This is a genomic window from Haloarcula sp. KBTZ06, assembly GCF_048595605.1.
In the GTDB taxonomy this organism is placed as follows: Archaea; Halobacteriota; Halobacteria; order Halobacteriales; family Haloarculaceae; genus Haloarcula; species Haloarcula hispanica.
The window spans coordinates 282,881-302,470 of sequence record NZ_CP184340.1 but is presented as its reverse complement, the minus strand read 5'-3'; the positions used below and the strand labels follow the sequence as shown (position 1 = coordinate 302,470).

Genomic DNA, 19,590 nt, shown 5'->3' with positions numbered 1-19,590 from the left:
CAAGGCGGCTAATCCCAGAAATCGACGTCGTGAGGAGGGCATCTACTCGCTGGTTTATCACAAGCAAAATTATCGCTGTCGGTCTTTTCGCCGGGTTCACAAGCGGCTGAGTTTCGATGAGAAGCGCTCTTTTCGTAACCCAAATCTGTTCGAATACCAGGCGTCGATCCAAACGGTGACTGACCACCCCAGGTAGTTTCCACAGTACTCTGGATACAGGGTTTTGTTCTGGATGTGAACCCGGTGTAGGGCAGTTTACCCACAGCAGTCCCATGATTGTCTGGGTGTACTGCAACCGCTTTCGAGCCTATAGCTGAGTCTACCCTCCAGTACAGTTATCAAAAATACTACGCTGAAGACTCGGAGTGCACTCAATTTCGGTCCAGCTATTGACTACTGACCCGACCGCGTAGTCCCAAAGACCATGTACTGACCTCCAAAATACCAGCCAGAGATGCCACCTGACCGGCTCCGGAGTATCGTCCCGATGTTCGGCGGCGCAACGAACTACGTCAAGACACTCAATGCAATCCTCGAGTACGTCGACGACCAACAGCCCACTCCCGATGAACTCATCGGCTGGCACCGGGGACACTTCGAACGAGTTTCGAGCCGGGACTCGATACAGCGCCGGATCGACTATCTCGAAGATGTCGGCTTTATCGAACGCGACGGCCACCACTGGCGACTCGGCCCGGAGGGGACCACCTACATCGCCGAGCAAACGACCGAAACGCTCCTTGAAATCATGTGTCGCCGGAACGTCGGCCTCCGGAGCCTGCTGTACTCACTTGTGCCCGCTCCGATGACAATCGAAGAAATCGGGCACCAGCAACTCAAGACGCATACAAGCTTGGGCTGGGATCCGGCCAACACGGACATGGCCAAACAGCGGGCAAACTGGCTCCGAAGCCTCGGACTCGTCCACAAGGACGGCCAGCAGTATGCCCTCACAGATGAGGGCCGCCAGTTCGTTGAGACCGCCGTCGAGCAGTGGGCTGGGTCTACCCCACAGGCCGATGCACCTACCACAGATACTCCGACGGTAACGACCTACGAAACGACGGTTCAGGCCCGTGCAGTTGATCCGGAGTTCCGGGAGACAGTCCTCGTCCAGTATGATAAGACCTGCCCGATATCCGGCGTTGACCACCGCGGGCTGTTGGATGTCGCTCATGTCCTGCCCTGGAGCGACTACCCACAGCACCGGGCGGATCCCACCAATGTCCTCCCACTCAGCAAGATTCACCACGCAGCTTTCGACCGCGAACTATTCACTATCGACCGCAACTATCGGCTGCACGTCAATCCCGACTTCGAGACCGACAGCGACCTGCTGAAACAGACAATCGTCGACCGAGCTGGTGAGTCAGTCCCCCAGCTGGACGGCAACGTCGCACCAACGTATCTCCGGCAGCACAATGACTCTCTCGATTGGGTGACGAATTAATCGGAGCGAAGACTGTGCCTGACGTGTACTTCTCGAACGCTTTCGCGGGGGAGGATACCACAGCACAAAACGGATTCAACCGGGCTTCAGCGGTCGATAACCTCGCCGTCCCCAACAGCTAGTTCGGATTCGAGTTCGGCGATCAGTTTCGTTCCCTCGGCATGGAGTTCGTTCGCCCGTTCCAGCGAGACGTCTCCGTTTTCGAGCTGGTCGATAATCTGTTCGAGCCGGTCGGTCTTGTCGGCGATTGTCTCGTCTTTCATAGTGGAAGCAGGATGTACAGGAGCAGAGCCACAACAAGCAGGCCCAGAGCGAGCAGGACGAGCAGCAGCCGTCGACGCTGGCGGCGATAGGCTGTGGCCTCCTGTTTCCGTTTCCGCTCCTGATCGTACTGGGTTCGTGCTTGCTCTAGCCGGTTCTCAAGATCGGTCAGTGCATCGCGAACGTGCGTGTCGTATGCGCGGTCGAGTTCGCCTTCGAACGAGGACAGGTCCGATTCGGCGGTCCGTCTGTAGGCGTGGGTGAGTCGGTCATCCATCGTCTCCAGCGTCGTCTCGACGGTCGCTGTGTAGGCCGTGTTGAGACGCTCTTCGAGTGTGTCCAGCTCCGCGTCGAGGGTTGTCCGCTCCGGAACGATGTTGCCTACCTCGGTCGGCGTCATCACCCGTCTGTCGGCCACTTCGTCGGCCAGTGTTCGGTCGTTCTCGTGGCCGACCCCAACTACGATTGGCGTCTCGGTTTTGTGGATAACACGGCAGAGCGGCGTTTCGTTGAACACCCGGAGGTGCTTGTCGGACCCACCACCGCGAGTAAGCACGATAACGTCGATCAGCGGGTCGTCATCGAGTTCGCTGATCGCACCCATGATCGACATCATCGCATCGTCGCCCTGAACGCTCGTGTTCTGGATGACGATATCCACGTCGGGATACCGCTCGTGGACGCTGGTGATCGCATCCATCCGGGCATCGCTTGTCGCACTGGTGGCGATTCCGATCCGTTCTGGAAAGTCCGGCAGGGCTTGCTTGTGCTCCGGATCGAGCAATCCATCCGAGTCCAGCAGTTCCCTGTTTTGCTCGTAGATCTGCTGGTACGTGCCCTCACCGACCGCCACGATGTCTTCGACGATGACGGAGACGTTGCCCCCGTCTTCGTAGTACGACAGCGAGCCTTTGACAGCTACCTGCATCCCATCCTCGATTGTGGTGTCGATTGTCGATCGTTTGTACTCAAAGAGCACGCAGTGGATCGTCGAACCCTCGTGGACCAGATCGAGGTGGACGTGGTCGCTTGAGGACACACCATAGTCGGAGACATCACCGACGACGTAATCGAAGGCGAGCTTGTCTGCGCTCTCGACGACTGCGCCGATATCCTCGTTCAGCGTATCGACGTAGGTGATTCGCTCCGTTTGGAGTGCTTCCTGCAGTGTCTCCAGCGACGTGTGCGTCGGCTCCGGCTCCGAACCCATTCGACTCCTCTGTAGTGCGGTTGTGTACTTAAGCCATGGTACTATCTTGTGACAGCGAACCGGATGACCAGACGCGGCCAGCCAGCGGTGTGCCCTGACCGCATTTTGTCGATTTGTGTTGCCTCTTGAACTGGATGATTGAACCAATTGATTGAACCAGTTGATTGAATCGGTTAGTTGAACAAGTTGCTTGAATCAGGAAAATCAATCAATAGGTTATTTCAACTGAAGGCTATAACAACCAGCTATGCTCTCATACAGCACTTACAGCGAGGCCGGCGGCGTCGGCAAGACGACGACCGCCGCGAACCTCGCCGTCGCACACGCCCGCGCCGGTCTCAAACCACTGGTCGTCCCACTAGATCCGCAAGAAGGCAATCTCTCGCGGCTGTTTGGCGTCGACAAGGACCGCTCGAAGAACATCGATCATCTCGCCCGGCATATGATCAACCGGCCCAAAGGTGACTTTGAGGATCTCATCGTCACCGCTGAACACGGCGTCGATGTCATCCCTGAACACAACCAACTCGCCGATCTCGGGGACTGGCTCCGCCGCGAACAGGACCAGGCCGCCGCTGTCGGGGATGCGTTCAATATTCACGCCGCGTTACTCAGCACGCTCGCCGATGCTGGCGTTCGTGACGAGTACGATGTGCTGATTTGTGACCCGCCGGCGACGGAAGGCCCACACCTACACAACGCTATCAACGCCACACGGTCGTTGGTTATCCCAGTCGAACCGAGCGCCAAGGGTCAAGCCGCTGTTGAGGGGTTGGAACAGCTCGTTTCCGGGCTTGAAGACACGCTTGAAATCGATGTAGGCGTCCTTGCGGCCGTCCCGGTCGGCGTGAAAGGGACGAACGACCAGAAGCGCGTCCTTAGCGAGATCCCGTACTCGACACCAGAAATCTTCGGCGACCGTACCTCGCTAATGGAAGGGTCGTGGGCACAGCAGTGCTCGGCGTTCACGTATGTCCGAGACCATCGCGACCGTCGACGTGACTACGAGGTCGAAACGCTGGCACAGTACGACCGATTGGCTCGCTACCTCGAAGCGCAAGCCGGGATCGAAGCCCCGAACCCACCGGAACCCGGCGCTATCGAGGAGGTGGCGTAAATGGCGGGCATGAAAGAAGGCCCCGGAGAGGACCCGTTCGCCGAGGAGACGACCGACGAGCAAGACGACCCAGCGCCGGACCCAGCACCTGAAACGACAGCCGAATCTCCGTCCGAATCCGAAAGCGATAGCACCGACAGCATGAGTACAGACGAAATCCCGTACGTCATTCGCCGACAGACGGTCAAAGAAGACCGCGATAACGAACACGTCGCGTTCCTCCGTGACGAATACGCCGAATTAGAGGACCAAGTGAGGGCCGACGTGGCCGATGAACTCGGCATGCGCTCAAAGGATGTCTCGGTGACGGATCTGCGCGAGGCGTTCGTCGAACTGGCGGCAGAGAATCCCGACACTGTGGCTTCAATACTGGAGAGTTGGGGCTACGAGCATCTCAAGTGAACGAGACCAGACACTATCGAATACGTTGCTCGCACAAAGCAATGGGTCGCAGACCGAGTGGATGACCTACCGATCGCGATTCATTGCGGCTACCGCATACACTGCTCTCCGTTCCTCTCCCTCAGGTATGCCCACAGAAGTCCTATCAGGACGACAATAACGGCGAGGACTCCAAGTTTAACGAATTGTATTGGGGCAAGCAAAGGAAAGTCAAATTCGGGACCGAGGAGGTGGAACGCGATTCCGGGGACAGTAATGAGTGCCTCAGTTCGAGGTCCAGTCAAACCCTTTGACGGCAGGAACGCAACTCCGGCGAGGAGAACCCCATAGATGATGAACGGCAGTTGGTAGAACAAGTACACGAAGAAGAATCCGCCACCCGACATCGTAAAGAGCCGATAGTACTGCCCCTCATAGGCAATCACATACTGACCTTTGCCGGGATTAATGGTGTCACTGTAGAAGAATCGGTCCGGAAAGTCTTCTTGCCCGTAAATCGTGTAGTGGCCGTCGGGGGATTCGATAGCTCGTCGAACAGGGTCTTGCGCGGAGTTTGAGAGATTATCATACTGGAGTACCCGACTGTTTTCATTGATGTCGGATTCCTCGATAGGCTCAGTAGTGAAATCTGCCTCCTGGCTCCAGTCCAACATTGTAATTGGAGCACCGATGAGTGAAGCTGCAACTATGAGGGCAAAGATTGAATGGACCAATCGATAATTCATGAGTAGGGTATCTGGAGAAGGAGATAAATGTCTTGTCTGTATGACTAATACAGCGACTCGTGCAGGTCGAATTGACCGGTGTATACGAACACTCTCCCATGGTGACGGCTAATACGCTGACGCTGCTGAAAAAGGAGATAGGAATCGGATAGTGAGGTTCTCCACCCGTAATAGCGCGGCGTCTGAGTGGCAACGCTGTCGGAAGTCTCCGACATTCGCGAAAATGAGTGGCAGTGCAACAAGATCGGGCGCTTGGAGAGCAATCTAAGTCAATTCCTGTTCACTGAACCGGCTGAATCCACGCATTGTAGCCCCGCTAAACCCGGTGCGGTCTCAAATTCCAGATTACGCGAATCTATATAGCGATATGTACTTTAAATAGATATTTACCAACCACCGTAGAGACATAAGTCCAGTACACATCGCATCGACGGCTATCTGTCCCCTTCGGAGCGCTCAAAAATCGGACACGTCAACGGAACAACAATCGGGGACTGGATCCACGACCTCACCGATACGGCCGGAGTTCCAGAAGAGATCGACGGCGTCGCACGGAAGCCGCACATGGGCCGGCGATTCTGGTACGACGCGTATTCGCGAACCACGCAGGATCTACTGGAACATGTCCAAGATATCGCTGACGAGCAGGGTAGCGCGAGTGCCAAAGTCGTGTGTGATGACTATTTGACCGATGAACGGAAGCGCGAACTCCGCGTGTGGGAACTTCCGGTATGCGACCTTGGGGTATTGGTCGGGCAGGCGGTTGCCTACCTAGCGGTTGGACTATTTGTCTTCCGGGTTGGGACAGCTAAAGCACGCAAACGGGGTGTTTTCGGGCACTAGTAATGGATGAGAAGCAGTGGCCGATAGTGTAATAGACCCAAACGCTGCACCGGTGCTATGTAATGATATACAATATTCCCGCATACTATAGCCTGGATTTACAAGTATAAACACCACCATCATGATATAACAAGCGTACACCTGTAAGATACGGTGATTTAATCGGTTCTAGGGTTCTTTCTAGCGGTTTCTCCAACAGACACTGTCGCTAAAAACGCCCCTGTGAGCCGACAGTTCCACCAAAGCTTATTGCAACGACCGCGGGATGTTCGATTTCTCCCCATCGCCAAGCAGGATCTCGGACCCGGATCACCAGAGTAATTACCTGACCCTTGACTAAACACGACGTTTTGGGTAGGTAGGTTACCTAGTTACGACAGAGTCGTTCGCAACATGACGCTCTAAACGCTCGGGGAGTTCGTCCATCTCTCCAGTCTGAATTCTCCACAGCATCGCGTACAACCCGTCTTCCTCCAGCAAATACTTGTGAGTGCCGCGCTCGACTATCTGTCCGTCTTCGATGACCAGTATCCGATCTGCATCACAGACCGTTGAGAGACGATGCGCGATTGCTATCGTGGAGCGTTCCTCCGCAAGTTCAGTCAGACTCCGATTGATCAGCAGTTCCGTTTCCGTGTCAACACTTGCCGTCGCCTCGTCAAGAACGACGACATCCGGATTCTGAAGGAATACTCTGGCAAGCGCGATTCGCTGGCGTTGTCCCCCAGAGAGCTTCACACCGCGTTCCCCGACTTCTGTCCCGTACCCGTCTCGGAGATTCTCGACGAACTCGTGTGCCTGTGCCGCTCGTGCTGCCTGTCGGACGGCTTCGTCACTCGCCTGTGACTGCCCGTATCGAATGTTTTCCGCTACCGTGCCATCGAATAGGAATGGCTCTTGGTTGACGTATCCGATGGACTCGCGCAAGCTCCCTAGCGTCACCTCCCGAATATCGTGCCCGTCCGCTCGTATCTCTCCGCTCGTCACATCGTATAATCGTAAGAGGAGCTTTGCTATCGTCGACTTTCCTGCACCAGTCGGGCCGACGAGTGCAACGGTTTCGCCCGGATTCAGCGTGAACGAGATGTCAGCAAGTACAGGTTCGTCAGCGCTCGACTCAGGATTATTTGTCCCGTAAGCGAATGACACTGTATCGAACTCGACGTGACCATCGATGCTGTCGAGCACCGCTGCGTCGGGATTTTCGGTTACGTACGTGGGTGCTCGTAGGAGTCCACAGATCCGCTTTCCAGAGGCTTTCGCGTTCTCGTACCGGTCGACGACATCGGAAAGCTTCGCGAGTGGGTCGGTGAGCCGTTGGGTGAGTAACATAAATACGACGAATGTACCGACAGTGAGATCACCCGTTAACGGACCTGGTGGCCCGGTGAACACCCAAGTTCCTCCGACGACGAACGTTGCGAAGAGTATCAATCCGGTTAAAAACCGCATGCCAGGCCGGTAAACAACACTCAATCTGATTGCACTGATCGCATCGTCGTACAGATCTTTCGCCGCGTTATCGATGCGGTTAGCCTCGTATCCCTTTGCTGGCGCTGTTTTGACGAGCAGGCTGCCGCTGATCGCGTTCTGCAAACGAGTGTTTAGATGCCCGACTGACGACCGCCAGCCGGCGTATCGTGGCTCGACCGCCTGGGTGAACCACCATGTGAAACCTATGAAAAGCGGGAGTGCGAGCAGTGTAATCACTGCGAGCTGGTAGTTGAGATGAAGAAGAATTCCCGTAACTCCGACCACCATGACACCGATCCGTACCATGTCTTGAAGTCCGTTGTCGAAGAACCGTTCCAAATTGGTCGTGTCGTTGTTCAGGATGGACATGACCTCCCCAGTGTCTACCTCCTCCTGAAACACCGTGTCTAACTCTTGGAACTTCCTGTAGCTGTCCGCTCGAATATCGTACATAACACCGTGGGCGAAATCATTCATCATATAGTCTCGGAGCCATGCCGTCAAAGCGACCAGTACGAGTGACCCGCCAACAAGCAAGGCTGAGAGCCAAAACTGACTCGTTGCGTCCGATGGCAACCAGGCACTGGGGACGAGAGGAAGTGTATACGCTCCCTCATTGTTAAAGACGGCGTCGATGGTTGTTCCCAGAACTATCGGCGTGACGAGCCCTGCTCCGCGTGAGACGACACTGGCGAACAATCCGAGTGCTAACCGTCGCTGCTTCGTCCGTCCATATCGAACGAACAGACTACGGAGAGGCTGTTCGATGTCCCGTCCGAGTTCGTCGATAGTGGACCCGTCCCCGCCTGTGTTCTCCTCTGTCATGTGTTCAAAACGCTGCTGCTATTGAACTCTTGATTCTCGCAAGTCTGGTCAATGCGTATCATGTGAACTCAGCGAGTGGGTTGGGAATGGTACCGTGATGGCGCACTTTCGGGCGCGTATTGGTGTTCGTGTAGCCGTGATCCAGCAACCGATTCCGGTTGAGACAGTAGTTCCGGAACCGAGGTCTAAAAAGGTCGATTGCTTCGTACCGATCCTCGTATCTCGGGAACTTTTTGTGGTAGTTTTCGATGGTGTTCCGAACGTGCTGCCAGAACGCTGCTTCAGTGAGTCCGTGGGTTCGCTCCAGCGCGTCAGAGACAAACCGGAACACACCGTCGAACAGCGTTCCCACGATTCGATGACAGAGGAGAATCGGTGGTTTCCGCTTCACGATACTGTGCGTGTATCGGTCATCGTCGCGGAGTTCTTCGGGGAGCTTCTCGATCAGTTCAGGGAAGTTCCGGTCTATGACCGCAACCTCGTCAACGAAGTCCGTGATCGCAATCCGGGTGGGAACGTCGTCCTCCAGTATCAGGACGACATTCGTACCGTGCGGCATAAATACAAGACCATAGCGATAGAGACAGTGTAGAATTGGATTCAGCAGAGTCTCCAGAAACTCGGTGAGCCACGTCTCCGGTGTCATCCCCGATCGATCGACGAGTTTTGCCACGACCGGCGTCCCATCGAAGTCATCCTCGTACACTGCAGCCAGAGCTATCGGGGACTCGCTGGAGTCTACTGAAGGCGTGACGCTCTCTCGCCAGACACACCCGAGTAGCTCGTGAAGTTGGTACGGAGCGTCCTCGAGTTGGCTGAACTTGGGGTGTTCGTAGTTCACACCTGCGATTTCTCCGGGAAGGACGAGGTTACAATTGGTTCGAAGATACGGATCGTCGTCTAGGATTGACTGTACGAACTCGGTCACTTGAGGGGCGGCTTCAGCTTGCTCACCGAGTATCCCACGGTACACGTTGGTGTTCAGCACGCGTATGGGGAGCTTCACATGCTTCTTCTCGGGAGCCGAGACATTTGAGAACGTACGAATGGACTGCTGCGGAAGGTACGTATCGGGACCTTCACCGAGAGGGACGAGCAAGTCGTCCGCAATGTCGCCAGCGAACAGTTGGATAACGCTGTCCGTCCACTGCCAGTCGTGAACAGGAAAGAGAACGTAGTCGTCCGGATCGAGCCCGTCACTCGAAAGCCGTGACCTGAACGCCTGATACTGGTCCCCCAGTTCGTTCTCAAGGAGTTCTCTCTGTGATATCCCAGCAACCGACGTGAACGTGGCCCGATTCTCATGTGCCGCGACCCAGGAGAGTGTCCGCTTACGTTTCGTCTCGGGGGCGTACTTATGATAGTCGTCGTAATCGAACCCGACCCTGCCTTTGTTATACGTGTACTTGGGATGTCCTTCCAGTTCTCCTTCGACCATTGCGTAGGGGAGGTCAAGAATCGATTCATGCTCACGGTTATCTTTCGACGCGCGAACGTGTGTGTCGGCGACGAGTGTGTTGTAGTACTCTCTGAGGAGGCGTGCGAGAGTCGTCTGGCTGGTTCCCAAATACGCCTGGGCGTCGACCAGGAACTGAATCGGGTCGTCTGCCGGCTCCGGCTCAGTCCCTGCAAGACCGTCACGTCGAATGATCGAGGCACGACGGACTCGATAGGTTCCGAGCGCGCGCTGATGCGCGTCGAACTGGTACTCGATACCATCTGTCAACCGAATCACGTATCGAATCCACTCCTCGGTGGGCTCGTCGGATTCTGCGGGGACGGTCCGTATCTCCGTCGGAGTTAAAAGGCCCTCGCGGGTGAACTCCGCAAAAATCTTCCGTAACATAGCCTCGTTCGCCCGCTTCCAGTAGTCGGTTCCGAATGTGGAGCGTACCGTGGCTGAGTACTCCATTATCTGTACTCCCCGCTCTTTGTGTTTGCAATCCGTCTGTCGCTCTTGCAGTGACTGAGTACGAACATCGTAATCGCCTAGTTTTAGGCTAGCCTAAAGTGTATATAAACCTTGTCCTGCAAGAACGGTGTGTTGTATGGACGGCTAGCATCGCACATTACACACTACAGCGCCTACTTTTTTAGGCTAGCCTAATAATATCTCCCATTGAGGAGTGCTGATGACAAAAGAACCAGCTATCCAGTCCCGATGTGCAGAGGAGGATATCGATCTTGTTCGGTTGCTCTTCGTCACACAGAGCGGCGCAGTTCGCGCGCAAACTGTTGACACGGCTAAACTGGACGAAGCAATCGAGAACGGAACGACCGTATCACAGTTGATTCAGATGTACAACGCGGTCGGGCGGAGAAACAAGGACGGACATCTCACGACTGTCGGGGAAGTTCGGCTCCGTCCGGACCCAGACACGTTTCGAGCCCTTCCCTACGCGGAGCGAACAGGAGTAATGTTTTGCAACATACAAACGCTCGGCGGGAATCCCTGGACTATTGACGCTCGTTCGTCCCTCCGTTCGTTCTCGCGCACCCTCGAGAGTAAAGGCTTGTCGCCACGAGTCTCCTTCGAGAGCGAGTTCCATCTGTTCGAGCGGAACCCAGAAGGCGGCGACCAGACTATCGGTTCGCCCGGCGCGTATCTCACAGAAAGCACGCGCGAAACACACGGGACGATCCTCCGAGCTATCGATGCTCTCGAGGAACAAGACGTCGTTGTGGAAAAGTACCATCCAGAGTACGCCCCCGGAAAGCACGAGATCGTGACAGGTCACCAGTTTGGACTCCGTGCGGCCGATGAGCACGTCCTCGTCCGTGAGACGGTCGACAGCGTCGCCCGATCTGATGGATACCGGGCCACGTTCTTACCTAGGCCGTTTGATAACGCGACGAATGGCTGCCACCTTCATGTTTCACTCTGGGACGGGGAGACGAACCAGTTCTACGACTCTGGGGAGGGGAGCCTGAGCCGGATAGGCAAGCAGTTCATTGCCGGTGTGCTAGAGCACGCACCAGCACTTACAGCCCTTGCAGCCCCCACTGCCAACTCGTACGCCCGACTACGACCGCAGAACGGTGCAGCAGGGTACGTCTGCTGGGGACAGGAGAACCGAGAGGCTTTGGTTCGCGTCCCGGCGCTTACCGCGGGCGATCAGAGTGGGAACTCGTTACGACTGGAATTCCGTGGTGCGGACAATGCGGTGAACCCCTATCTCTGCTTGCTGGGACTTCTCGGGGCTGGATACGACGGTGTTGATCGGGGTCTGGATGTTCCCGAACCACTCTCCGTTGATCCAGGGAATCTCACTGCGGAGGAGCGGTCTAAAAAGTGTGTCGAGCGATTGCCCCGGACGCTTGGCCAGGCGCTTGACGAACTTGAGTCCGACGACGTGTTGCGGGACGTGCTCGGTGACGCGTTGTTCGAAACATATATACAGGTAAAACGCAGTCACTGGCGTGAGTTCGCGTACGACAGCGCACAATCGTGGGAGATGGAGCACCTACGAAGCGTGTATTAGGCTCTTACCGCTTAACACAGACCCTTGCCACCTCATTCACTGTAACGATGTAGAATAAAATTCCGGCTGTCAGATTTCACCGCCATTTTTCAATCACCCGACAGGCTTTTGTGTTTTTAGGCTAGCCTAAAAAACGCATGTATCGAGAATCCAGCCGTTCAGGGAGAATCCCGCACCGAAGATACGAGCAATCTAATACCCAACTACGGCAGAGCCAAGAGAATAGAGAGTCCAGCGCGCGGACGTATCCACGAACACTTCCCTTCGCAGTCGCACGAGCCAAAGGTGCGATACTTGTCGACGCCGACGGAAACGAGTACATCGATTGCTTGGCTGGAGCCGGGACGCTAGCCCTCGGACACAACCATCCAGACGTGGTTTCGGAGGTGGAGCGAGTGCTAGCCGAGGACCGGCCCCTCCACACATTAGATATCACGACCCCTGAGAAGGAAGCGTTCGTGGACGCGCTATTCGAGAGCTTCCCGGACGAGTTCTCGGACACGGCAAAAGTACAGTTCTGCTCCCCGGCAGGAACTGACGCCGTCGAGGCCGCACTGAAATTGGCGAAAACTGCGACCGGCAACCGAAGCGTCCTCGGCTTTCAGGGCGGGTATCACGGGATGACTAATGGTTCTCTCAGCCTTATGGGAGACACCGATGCGAAAGAGGCAGTTCCGGGGCTTATGCCAGGCGTCCACCACCTACCATACCCGGACCCATACCGTCATCCGTTCGGGCTGAAGGCAGGTGAACACGAATCTATCAGCCGATTTGTAGAGCGAGTGATCGCTGACTCCGAGAGCGGCGTCACCGACCCTGCGGCGGCGATCGTCGAACCCGTTCAGGGAGAGGGCGGCGTCAATCCGGCACCCGACAAGTGGTTGCGGAAGCTCCGCCGAATGACGCGTGAAAACGACGTTCCGCTGATCGTTGACGAGATCCAGACCGGTCTGGGCCGCACTGGTGAGACATGGGCGTTCGAACACGCAGGAATCACTCCGGACATCGTTACCTGCTCGAAAGCGGTCGGCGGCGGTCTCCCACTGGCGCTTGTTGTCTACGATGAGAATTTCGACGTGTGGGAACCTGGCGCTCATGCCGGAACGTTCCGCGGGCACCAGCTTGCAATGGCCGCCGGCCGAGTAACAATACGGCACGTATTAGAAAACGACCTTGACGAGCACGCAGCGAAGATGGGCGAGCAGCTTCGAGAGGAACTCGACTCGCTAAACGCCCGCTTCGATGCGATCGGTGACGTACGTGGCTGTGGGTTGATGCTCGGTGTAGAGTTTGTCGACCAGACGGTGGACACTGACGATGGAGAGGTTCCCCCGCCAAACAGCGAACTTGCGTCGACGGTGAAGGCGGAGTGTTTTGATCGCGGACTCGTCATCGAAACCGGTGGCCGTGACTCAGCTGTCGCACGGTTCCTGCCGCCACTCACTATCGACCAGAACCAAGTGAACAAGATTGCCGTTCGTTTCACCGAAGCCGTCGAAGCGGCGATAGACGAAACAGCCGGGATATAATTATGAGCGACAGGAAGAGGTCACAGGGGCTCGGAGCAAACTGCAAAACGCCAGCAGAGCACGCTGAATCAGCTACCCTGCATGCACTACTGAACTGTTATCACCGGGAGACCGGTAATGGACGGATCATTTCCGGTGCGGAGGCTCCCGTGTCGGTTCACAGTACTGAATCCATCCTTTACGTACCATTCACACAACAGGAGGTTGCGGTGTATGCAGCGCTTCGATACGACTCTGAAACCGGTCGACACATATTTGACCTTCCGATACACGTCCGTCAAAAGGGCCAGACTTCTACAGTAGACGCTGGAACGCTGGCTGCGTTTATCCGCCGCGAGATTATGTTGTCAACGGGAGCAGATACAACCGAGGCGACCGATTTACTGCGACGTATCCTTGTCTCACAGCGCGAAATAGAGCGATTCATTCGTGAACGCAGTGACAACGCTGCTCACTTGGAGAAACTCCCCACTTTCATTCGAGCAGAACAGTCGCTCTGTTACGGTCACCTCCTCCATCCGACTCCAAAGAGCCGTGAGGGAATCGCGGAGCACGAGGTTGCCGAGTATGCACCAGAACTCCGTGGTTCGTTTCAGCTCGACTACTTTGCCGCTGATGCCGAGATCGTTTCACAATGGTCGGCACACGACGAGAGTGCAACCCAGTGGATCTCGTCGGGACTCCGCGAAGCGAACAGTATGATCCCGCAGCGAGCAGAGTCTGCTCTCAACGATGGAAAGTTACTTATTCCCGTCCATCCGTGGCAGGCTGACGCCCTACGCTCACGACAATACGTGGCGGATGTAATAGACACGGGACACCTGATCGATCTTGGCGAATTCGGTCCCACATTCTATCCTACCTCTTCTGTTCGGACGCTATGGAGCCCCGAAACTCCCTATATGGTCAAATCCTCGGTAGCCATAGAGATAACGAACGCCGAGAGAACAATACCGCGGTCGAAACTTCGGTTAGCAGTCGCCGCTGCCGAGCTTCTCACTACAGAGTACGCCGATCGGCTCAGTGATGCTCATCCGCAGTTCTCGATATTGGCAGACGCTGCTGCTGCAACAATCGATGTCGGCTCCGGAAGCGAATCGGGGTTCGAGATGATTCTTCGAGAAAACCCATTCAGAGGCATTTCTACGGAGAATACTGCTACCGTCGTTGCGCTCTGTCAGGATCGACCGTCTGAGCCACCGTGGGTCTCACAGATCATCCAGCGAATAGCACAGCGGGAGGGTCGTCCGGCGTCAAAAGTAGCCCGTGAGTGGTTCCGTCAGTATCTGAGAACCGTAATTCACCCTGTTGTGTGGTCGTACTTCAAGCTTGGTGTCGGACTGGAAGCTCATCAGCAAAACACTGTAGTTCGACTGGATGAGGACGGCTGGCCAAAGGAAGGGTTCTATCGAGACAACGGTGGATACTGCTTCCCCAGATCACGGTACGATCTGGTCGATAGCTGGATTCCCGGCCTGGAAAATCGGGTAGAAACCGTTTGCTCCGACGAAATTATTGACCGTTGCCTGAGATACTATCTATTCATCAACAATGCATTCGGTGTGATTAACGCACTGGGTGTCGGCCGGGCTGCTGATGAAACTACGCTATTAAGGGTTCTCCGCGAAGAGATAGCGTCTCTTGTGGAGATCGAGCCCGCAACCTCCGACCTTCTCTCAGTACTACTCGACAGCGATCAAATACCATGCAAGGGGAACCTGTTTACGAGGTTCGAGGGATATGACGAACTGGATTCGACTTTAGATGACGAGTCGGTCTACGTCGAAATAGCGAATCCACTCACAACGCCTTTTAGGCCGTCCTAAAACGCCAACGTTAAGTGAGATTAGGCTGGCCTAAAAGTATGGACGGCAATAACGGTTCCCAGGAAACACCAACGCGGCGAGATGTCCTCAAGTACGGCGGAGTTGCTACAGGCAGCGGATTGCTGGCGGGCTGTGCCGGTGTATTTGGATCTGACTCTCAATCCACTCCGGCCAATAATACAACGGAGAAATCAACTGAGACCGCTACTGAATCTACTAACTATTCGGTAACGATGGAACCGATAGGTGAGGTAGAGTTCGACTCAACTCCTGATCAATGGATTGCCTACGACGGTAGCTACGCTGATATGGGAGTCGCACTGGGCCAAGCCGACGGCATGACCGGTATCGGAGGTGCTGACCGATACTACACACATCTGTACAACGAAATACCAGGCGTGGAGATCGATACCGAACCTATCGAGAGTTATCCAGAGGTCCGGACAAAGGAAGAATTCTACGAACTTGACAACGATGTCCACCTATACGATCCGCAAATGCTCATTAATTGGTTCGACTGGGATGAGTCGGACATCGAGGAAATCACCACGAACGTTGCCCCGTTCGTGGGGAACTTGATCTTCCGAAGATCGGACGACTGGCACGACTACCGGTACTACACGTTGTACGAGGCCTTCGAAAAGGTCGCACAGGTGTTCCAAGAACAAGAGCGCTATGCGGCGTTCAAAGAACTCCACGACGAGTTCATTGCGGACATACAGAGCCAACTCCCGACAGCCGATGAGCGACCGAATGTCTTCCTTACGTACGGTGTCACGCAGGAACCAGATGAGTTCACACCGTACCGGCTCAACGACCAGGGAACGAGTAAGAAGCAGTGGCGTGACCTCGGCGTGAGCGACGCACTTGGCGGGACGGACATCGAGAATCAGAGCACTACGGGGAACATGGACCTCGACTACGAAGGGCTACTCGATTTGGACCCGGATGTGATTCTGTTCCGGAATTTCGCCGAGATGTCGGTCGAGGAGTTCCGAAATACCATCCTCGCATATATGGAAGATCATCCGGTCGGTAGCCAACTGACGGCCGTCAAGAACGGTCGCGTCTATCGTGGCGGATACCTCCATCAGGGACCGATCCACAACCTGTTTTTGACCGAACAGGCCGCAAAACAGATTTACCCCGACGTATTCGGGGACGTGACGGACGACACGGAACTGTTTGACCGGCAGCGCGTCGCGGACATCGTCAACGGGGCTTTCTAGAGTCCGGTCTCAAACTACTGTCGCTCGTCGTCCAGTCCAGACGACCGTTCCGTTTTGATCTCCTCGGCCCGTTCAAGTACCGCATCGTCGTCGATGTGCTCTACGAGATGGCGGTGACCATCCCGACGTCGTTTGCGCTGTTCGGATGGTGAGATCGCTTGCTCCACCTTCCGCTCGACGTACTGTGACTGTAGCTCATCGAAACGTGCCTCGGAGAGGTCGGCGTCTCCAACCCGTTCCGGGAACTCCTTCCGGACGTGTGCTTCCCAATCACCGTCGATGACAGACCCTTCAACGAACACCCAGTCAGTGTAGTGAGTTGCGAGATCCTCGGGCAAGCCCTCATCACGCCGCACGTCATGGATCAGTCCGAGCGCAGTCTCGCCCGCTTGTCCTGCGGCGACCACAGCTTGGTCCTCAGCCGTCCCAAGTCGACCAGCAAAATAGAGTCCATCTACCGATGTTCGACCGTAGCGTTTGTGCTCTTCCCAATTGATATCGACTCCCCCGTCGTCCCCCAGAAATTCTCCCTCGTCAAGTGTTTCGAGCCACTCTCGCCCGTACTTTGCTGCCGCGACGAGCGATTCAGTTGCATACTCGTCACCCGTTTCAGTCTCAATACGAAAGCCGTCTTCTGTCTGGCTTGCTTCTACAGCCTTCTCACGCGTGATTTCACAACCGACTCGCTCGGCTTGTGCGTGCAAAAGTTTCTGGAATGTTGGCGTATCGATTCCGCCAGGGAAGCCAGGAAAGTTCTCCAGATGTGCGATCCGGCCCAGTGATGACCGACCACGATCTAGGATTAGTGTGGAGAGTCCGTATCGACTCGTAAAAACACCAACTGTAATCCCTCCGACTCCTCCGCCAACAATAACAACGTCGTATTCTCCAGCCACGACCTTTCGAGACTTCTTCGACATGAGTGGATTAGGCTGGCCTAAAAGTAAAATTCTTCGATTTGCTATTTATTATCTGTCAAGAGGGTTTTCCGGAGCCAGTACTTCTGTGAGGGGTTCAACTTAGTATTGGGAGTTGTGGGCCACGTCGAGCTGTCGCTGTAGAAGGGTGCCGCGGTAGCGTCACCCGACACGGTCCGACAGTAGCCATTGAAAATCAATGCGCACCTGATCGCACGACGGCAGTGCGATCAGTGTGTACATCGTTTCAATTGTTACTATATCCGAAGTACTGAGTTCAACGGCAAGCACTGTAAGCTTGCTGTGGACGGTCAACTGGTAGTGTTTAGTTTAGAGGGATGTGTCAGCAAGATATTCTAAAGCCAATTTCCAGCGGTGGTCGGTTCGTCGTGTCACAAACATATGAAAACGGAGAGTTTCTTTGTCCTGTGTTTTAGCTTATATATTTGACAGTAGTCCGATTTCCATAGTGTTCTATCAGGGATGGTCCAAACTTGTTGAAGTAAAGCTCAAGGATGTTTCGTATTACATACGAGAAACACAGAGGCTCGCCATGTGTTTTGCTCTAGTCCTTGGAGAAGGATTTCTGTGTGATTTTTTGTCATGGTCAAAGACAACCGCTATGGAGAATATTGCTTCTTTTCGGACTCGTAGCGTTTATGAGCGTGCGCTTTTGTCCAGCCCATCAGAATGGGATAGCCGTTCTGAGGACGGCCTACAGGTAGAACTACTGATCGGTGGTTCTACTGATTACAGGAGGAACTATTAATTCCTCATATATGCTTTCGCAATGTCACTTTCAAGCATTCAGAAAGAATCAAAGTCGTCATATTTTTGTCGTACGGGAAAGGTTGGCTCAGTCTCGGGAGTTCGTGTGAGCGCTGTGTCCGCGTTGACGGATTTGCTCAAGCGTTGCAACAATCACGCCGACACCGATCTGTGGCGGAACCATACTCGCTCGGCCAGCAGAGGGCCACAAAATCCGACCGTCGGAGGGCACCACTCTGGGACAACTACTCGTGGCATGAACTGGTCAGTACAGACGAACCAATTATTGATGCTAACTGATCAGGAGTGCTAATCCGAAGCAGTCTCAACGCTATATTCATATCCAAGTTTCTCACGTAGCTGACGGAACGCCTCCAGTATCTTTTCTCCGTCTTCACCGGCAGGAATCTCGACGTGTGCTGGTGGAGTGGCACTCTCCGGATTCAGGACTCGCCAAATCGTTCGACGAAGTAACGACTCCTGGGATACCGGCTTCCAATCGAGACGTAGGCTATCCTCAGAAAACAGCACAGTCACCTGCTTCAGTCGTTCCAAATCATATGATGCGCTCTTCTCTTTATTGGAGCAGTACAGCGAGTCCCATTTCAAATCATACGTGGTATCGTCAGTTGTCCAAGAGACAAGCCCGCCAAACGGGACAACAGCCGACCCTCGTACCGGATCGAGTGTCTCGTTCAATTCCTCAATTACTCCCTCGTGTCCACCCGGGTTGATTTCTCGGATATGGGTCTCATGCGGTACTGAGCGATACAGCCACGACTGGTCGGTCAGGACTGCAAATTCGTCGAAGTAGAACAGACGGTCCGTCCACGCGTCAGTATCACCGTCCGGGATTTCGAGTACTGACTCAATCACCACCCGGTCCTCAGGAAGCGACGCTCGAAATTCGTGATCCGAACGGACAAACATACATTTCGAGTCGGGAACCCGCACTAGCTCCCGTTGTACCGTCTCAAATTGACCGTGTTTTGGCTCAAGCTCTAGGTGGACAACGGTTCCGTAGTCCATCAGAACGCGAATCGCCCGGTTCTCGACTGTCACACCGCCGAGTTCGTCCCAGTCCTTAACACCGGATAGACTCCGAGAGACGAGCCTATGTGTCGGTTCTGCAGCATCGAACTTCTCTGTAAACCCCATTGTTGTCGCGTACTCCCGGGGTTATTAAAATCCTCGGCAGTGATCTATGCTAATTCAGTTACAGTCAACACAGGGGAACTCTTTAGCGGGTCAAACTTCTGGTAGGACGTATGGAGGCAGTTCAACGGATGCTGTTTCGTGAACCAGACGGACGACGGAAGGGCCTCTTATTCTCACTCTTCTCGTTCATTTGCATCCTTGGGTGGGCGTATTTCGGTATTGTACTCAACGGCCCTCACAACATGCTCTTTTTGGGTATCGCGTTTGCGTTCTCTGGATTAGCCGAATCTCTTCCTCCGAGCCGACAACGTTCGGCAGGGGTACTGCGAATACTTGGTCTCGGTATCCTCGTTGTCTTCCTTGCTCTCCTCATAG

The 19,590-nt window shown here is 54.9% G+C and carries 14 protein-coding genes; 7 read left to right on the top strand and 7 right to left on the bottom strand.

From position 1 onward, the window contains the following. The first annotated feature begins 454 nt into the window (after positions 1 to 454). Positions 455 to 1,450, top strand: coding sequence for an HNH endonuclease (locus tag ACNO8S_RS19710; RefSeq protein WP_420183043.1), 996 nt, complete (start codon positions 455 to 457; stop codon positions 1,448 to 1,450). Positions 1,451 to 1,536: 86 nt separating this feature from the next. Here ACNO8S_RS19710 and xseB read toward each other — a convergent pair whose 3' ends face one another. Both xseB and xseA read right to left on the bottom strand, forming a co-directional pair. Continuing rightward, positions 1,537 to 1,713: an exodeoxyribonuclease VII small subunit gene (gene xseB, locus ACNO8S_RS19705; RefSeq protein WP_014030824.1), complete on the bottom strand. Its 177-nt coding sequence runs from the start codon at positions 1,711 to 1,713 to the stop codon at positions 1,537 to 1,539. After that, a complete protein-coding gene (gene xseA / locus ACNO8S_RS19700) occupies positions 1,710 to 2,921 on the bottom strand; it encodes an exodeoxyribonuclease VII large subunit (RefSeq protein ID WP_151104000.1) in 1,212 nt (403 codons plus the stop codon). The genes xseB and xseA overlap by 4 nt, the downstream gene beginning before the upstream one ends. Positions 2,922 to 3,168: 247 nt before the next feature. On the opposite strand from xseA, the gene ACNO8S_RS19695 reads away from it, so the two are divergent. Together ACNO8S_RS19695 and ACNO8S_RS19690 are read left to right on the top strand one after the other, a co-directional pair. Further along, the gene (locus ACNO8S_RS19695; protein ID WP_151104001.1) at positions 3,169 to 4,038 is read left to right on the top strand and encodes a ParA family protein; all 870 of its coding nucleotides are present in this window, start codon (positions 3,169 to 3,171) and stop codon (positions 4,036 to 4,038) included. Next, on the top strand, positions 4,039 to 4,440 hold the full coding sequence (locus tag ACNO8S_RS19690) for a hypothetical protein (protein ID WP_420183042.1): 402 nt from the start codon (positions 4,039 to 4,041) through the stop codon (positions 4,438 to 4,440). An 89-nt stretch (positions 4,441 to 4,529) separates the two neighbouring features. On the opposite strand, the gene ACNO8S_RS19685 is transcribed toward ACNO8S_RS19690, so the two are convergent. The 3 genes from ACNO8S_RS19685 to ACNO8S_RS19675 all read right to left on the bottom strand — a co-directional run bounded on the left by ACNO8S_RS19685 (position 4,530) and on the right by ACNO8S_RS19675 (position 10,218). Next, positions 4,530 to 5,165 carry a hypothetical protein gene (locus ACNO8S_RS19685; RefSeq protein WP_420183041.1) on the bottom strand — a complete coding sequence of 212 codons (636 nt, stop codon included), beginning with the start codon at positions 5,163 to 5,165 and terminating at the stop codon, positions 4,530 to 4,532. Between the two features lie 1,206 nt (positions 5,166 to 6,371). Further along, on the bottom strand, positions 6,372 to 8,306 hold the full coding sequence (locus ACNO8S_RS19680) for an ABC transporter ATP-binding protein (RefSeq protein ID WP_420183040.1): 1,935 nt from the start codon (positions 8,304 to 8,306) through the stop codon (positions 6,372 to 6,374). A 58-nt stretch (positions 8,307 to 8,364) separates the two neighbouring features. Further along, positions 8,365 to 10,218, bottom strand: a complete 1,854-nt coding sequence (locus ACNO8S_RS19675; protein ID WP_420183039.1) for an IucA/IucC family protein — start codon at positions 10,216 to 10,218, stop codon at positions 8,365 to 8,367. 220 nt (positions 10,219 to 10,438) lie between these two features. Between ACNO8S_RS19675 and glnA2 the strand changes: the two genes are divergently transcribed. The 4 genes from glnA2 to ACNO8S_RS19655 all read left to right on the top strand — a co-directional run bounded on the left by glnA2 (position 10,439) and on the right by ACNO8S_RS19655 (position 16,372). Then, positions 10,439 to 11,788, top strand: coding sequence for a gamma-glutamylputrescine synthetase (gene glnA2 / locus ACNO8S_RS19670; RefSeq protein WP_336331118.1), 1,350 nt, complete (start codon positions 10,439 to 10,441; stop codon positions 11,786 to 11,788). Positions 11,789 to 11,925: 137 nt separating this feature from the next. Next, complete coding sequence (locus tag ACNO8S_RS19665) at positions 11,926 to 13,317, top strand: diaminobutyrate--2-oxoglutarate transaminase family protein (RefSeq protein WP_050036587.1); 1,392 nt, start codon at positions 11,926 to 11,928, stop codon at positions 13,315 to 13,317. 2 nt (positions 13,318 to 13,319) lie between these two features. Continuing rightward, positions 13,320 to 15,143, top strand: coding sequence for an IucA/IucC family protein (locus ACNO8S_RS19660; protein WP_420183038.1), 1,824 nt, complete (start codon positions 13,320 to 13,322; stop codon positions 15,141 to 15,143). Positions 15,144 to 15,181: 38 nt separating this feature from the next. Further along, a complete protein-coding gene (locus tag ACNO8S_RS19655) occupies positions 15,182 to 16,372 on the top strand; it encodes an ABC transporter substrate-binding protein (protein WP_146418219.1) in 1,191 nt (396 codons plus the stop codon). Between the two features lie 14 nt (positions 16,373 to 16,386). Here ACNO8S_RS19655 and ACNO8S_RS19650 read toward each other — a convergent pair whose 3' ends face one another. Next, the gene (locus ACNO8S_RS19650) at positions 16,387 to 17,292 is read right to left on the bottom strand and encodes an NAD(P)/FAD-dependent oxidoreductase (RefSeq protein WP_420183037.1); all 906 of its coding nucleotides are present in this window, start codon (positions 17,290 to 17,292) and stop codon (positions 16,387 to 16,389) included. A gap of 1,074 nt (positions 17,293 to 18,366) precedes the next feature. Continuing rightward, positions 18,367 to 19,215 (bottom strand): hypothetical protein, encoded by an 849-nt coding sequence (locus tag ACNO8S_RS19645; protein WP_191449321.1) that lies wholly within the window; start codon positions 19,213 to 19,215, stop codon positions 18,367 to 18,369. Positions 19,216 to 19,590: the final 375 nt, after the last annotated feature.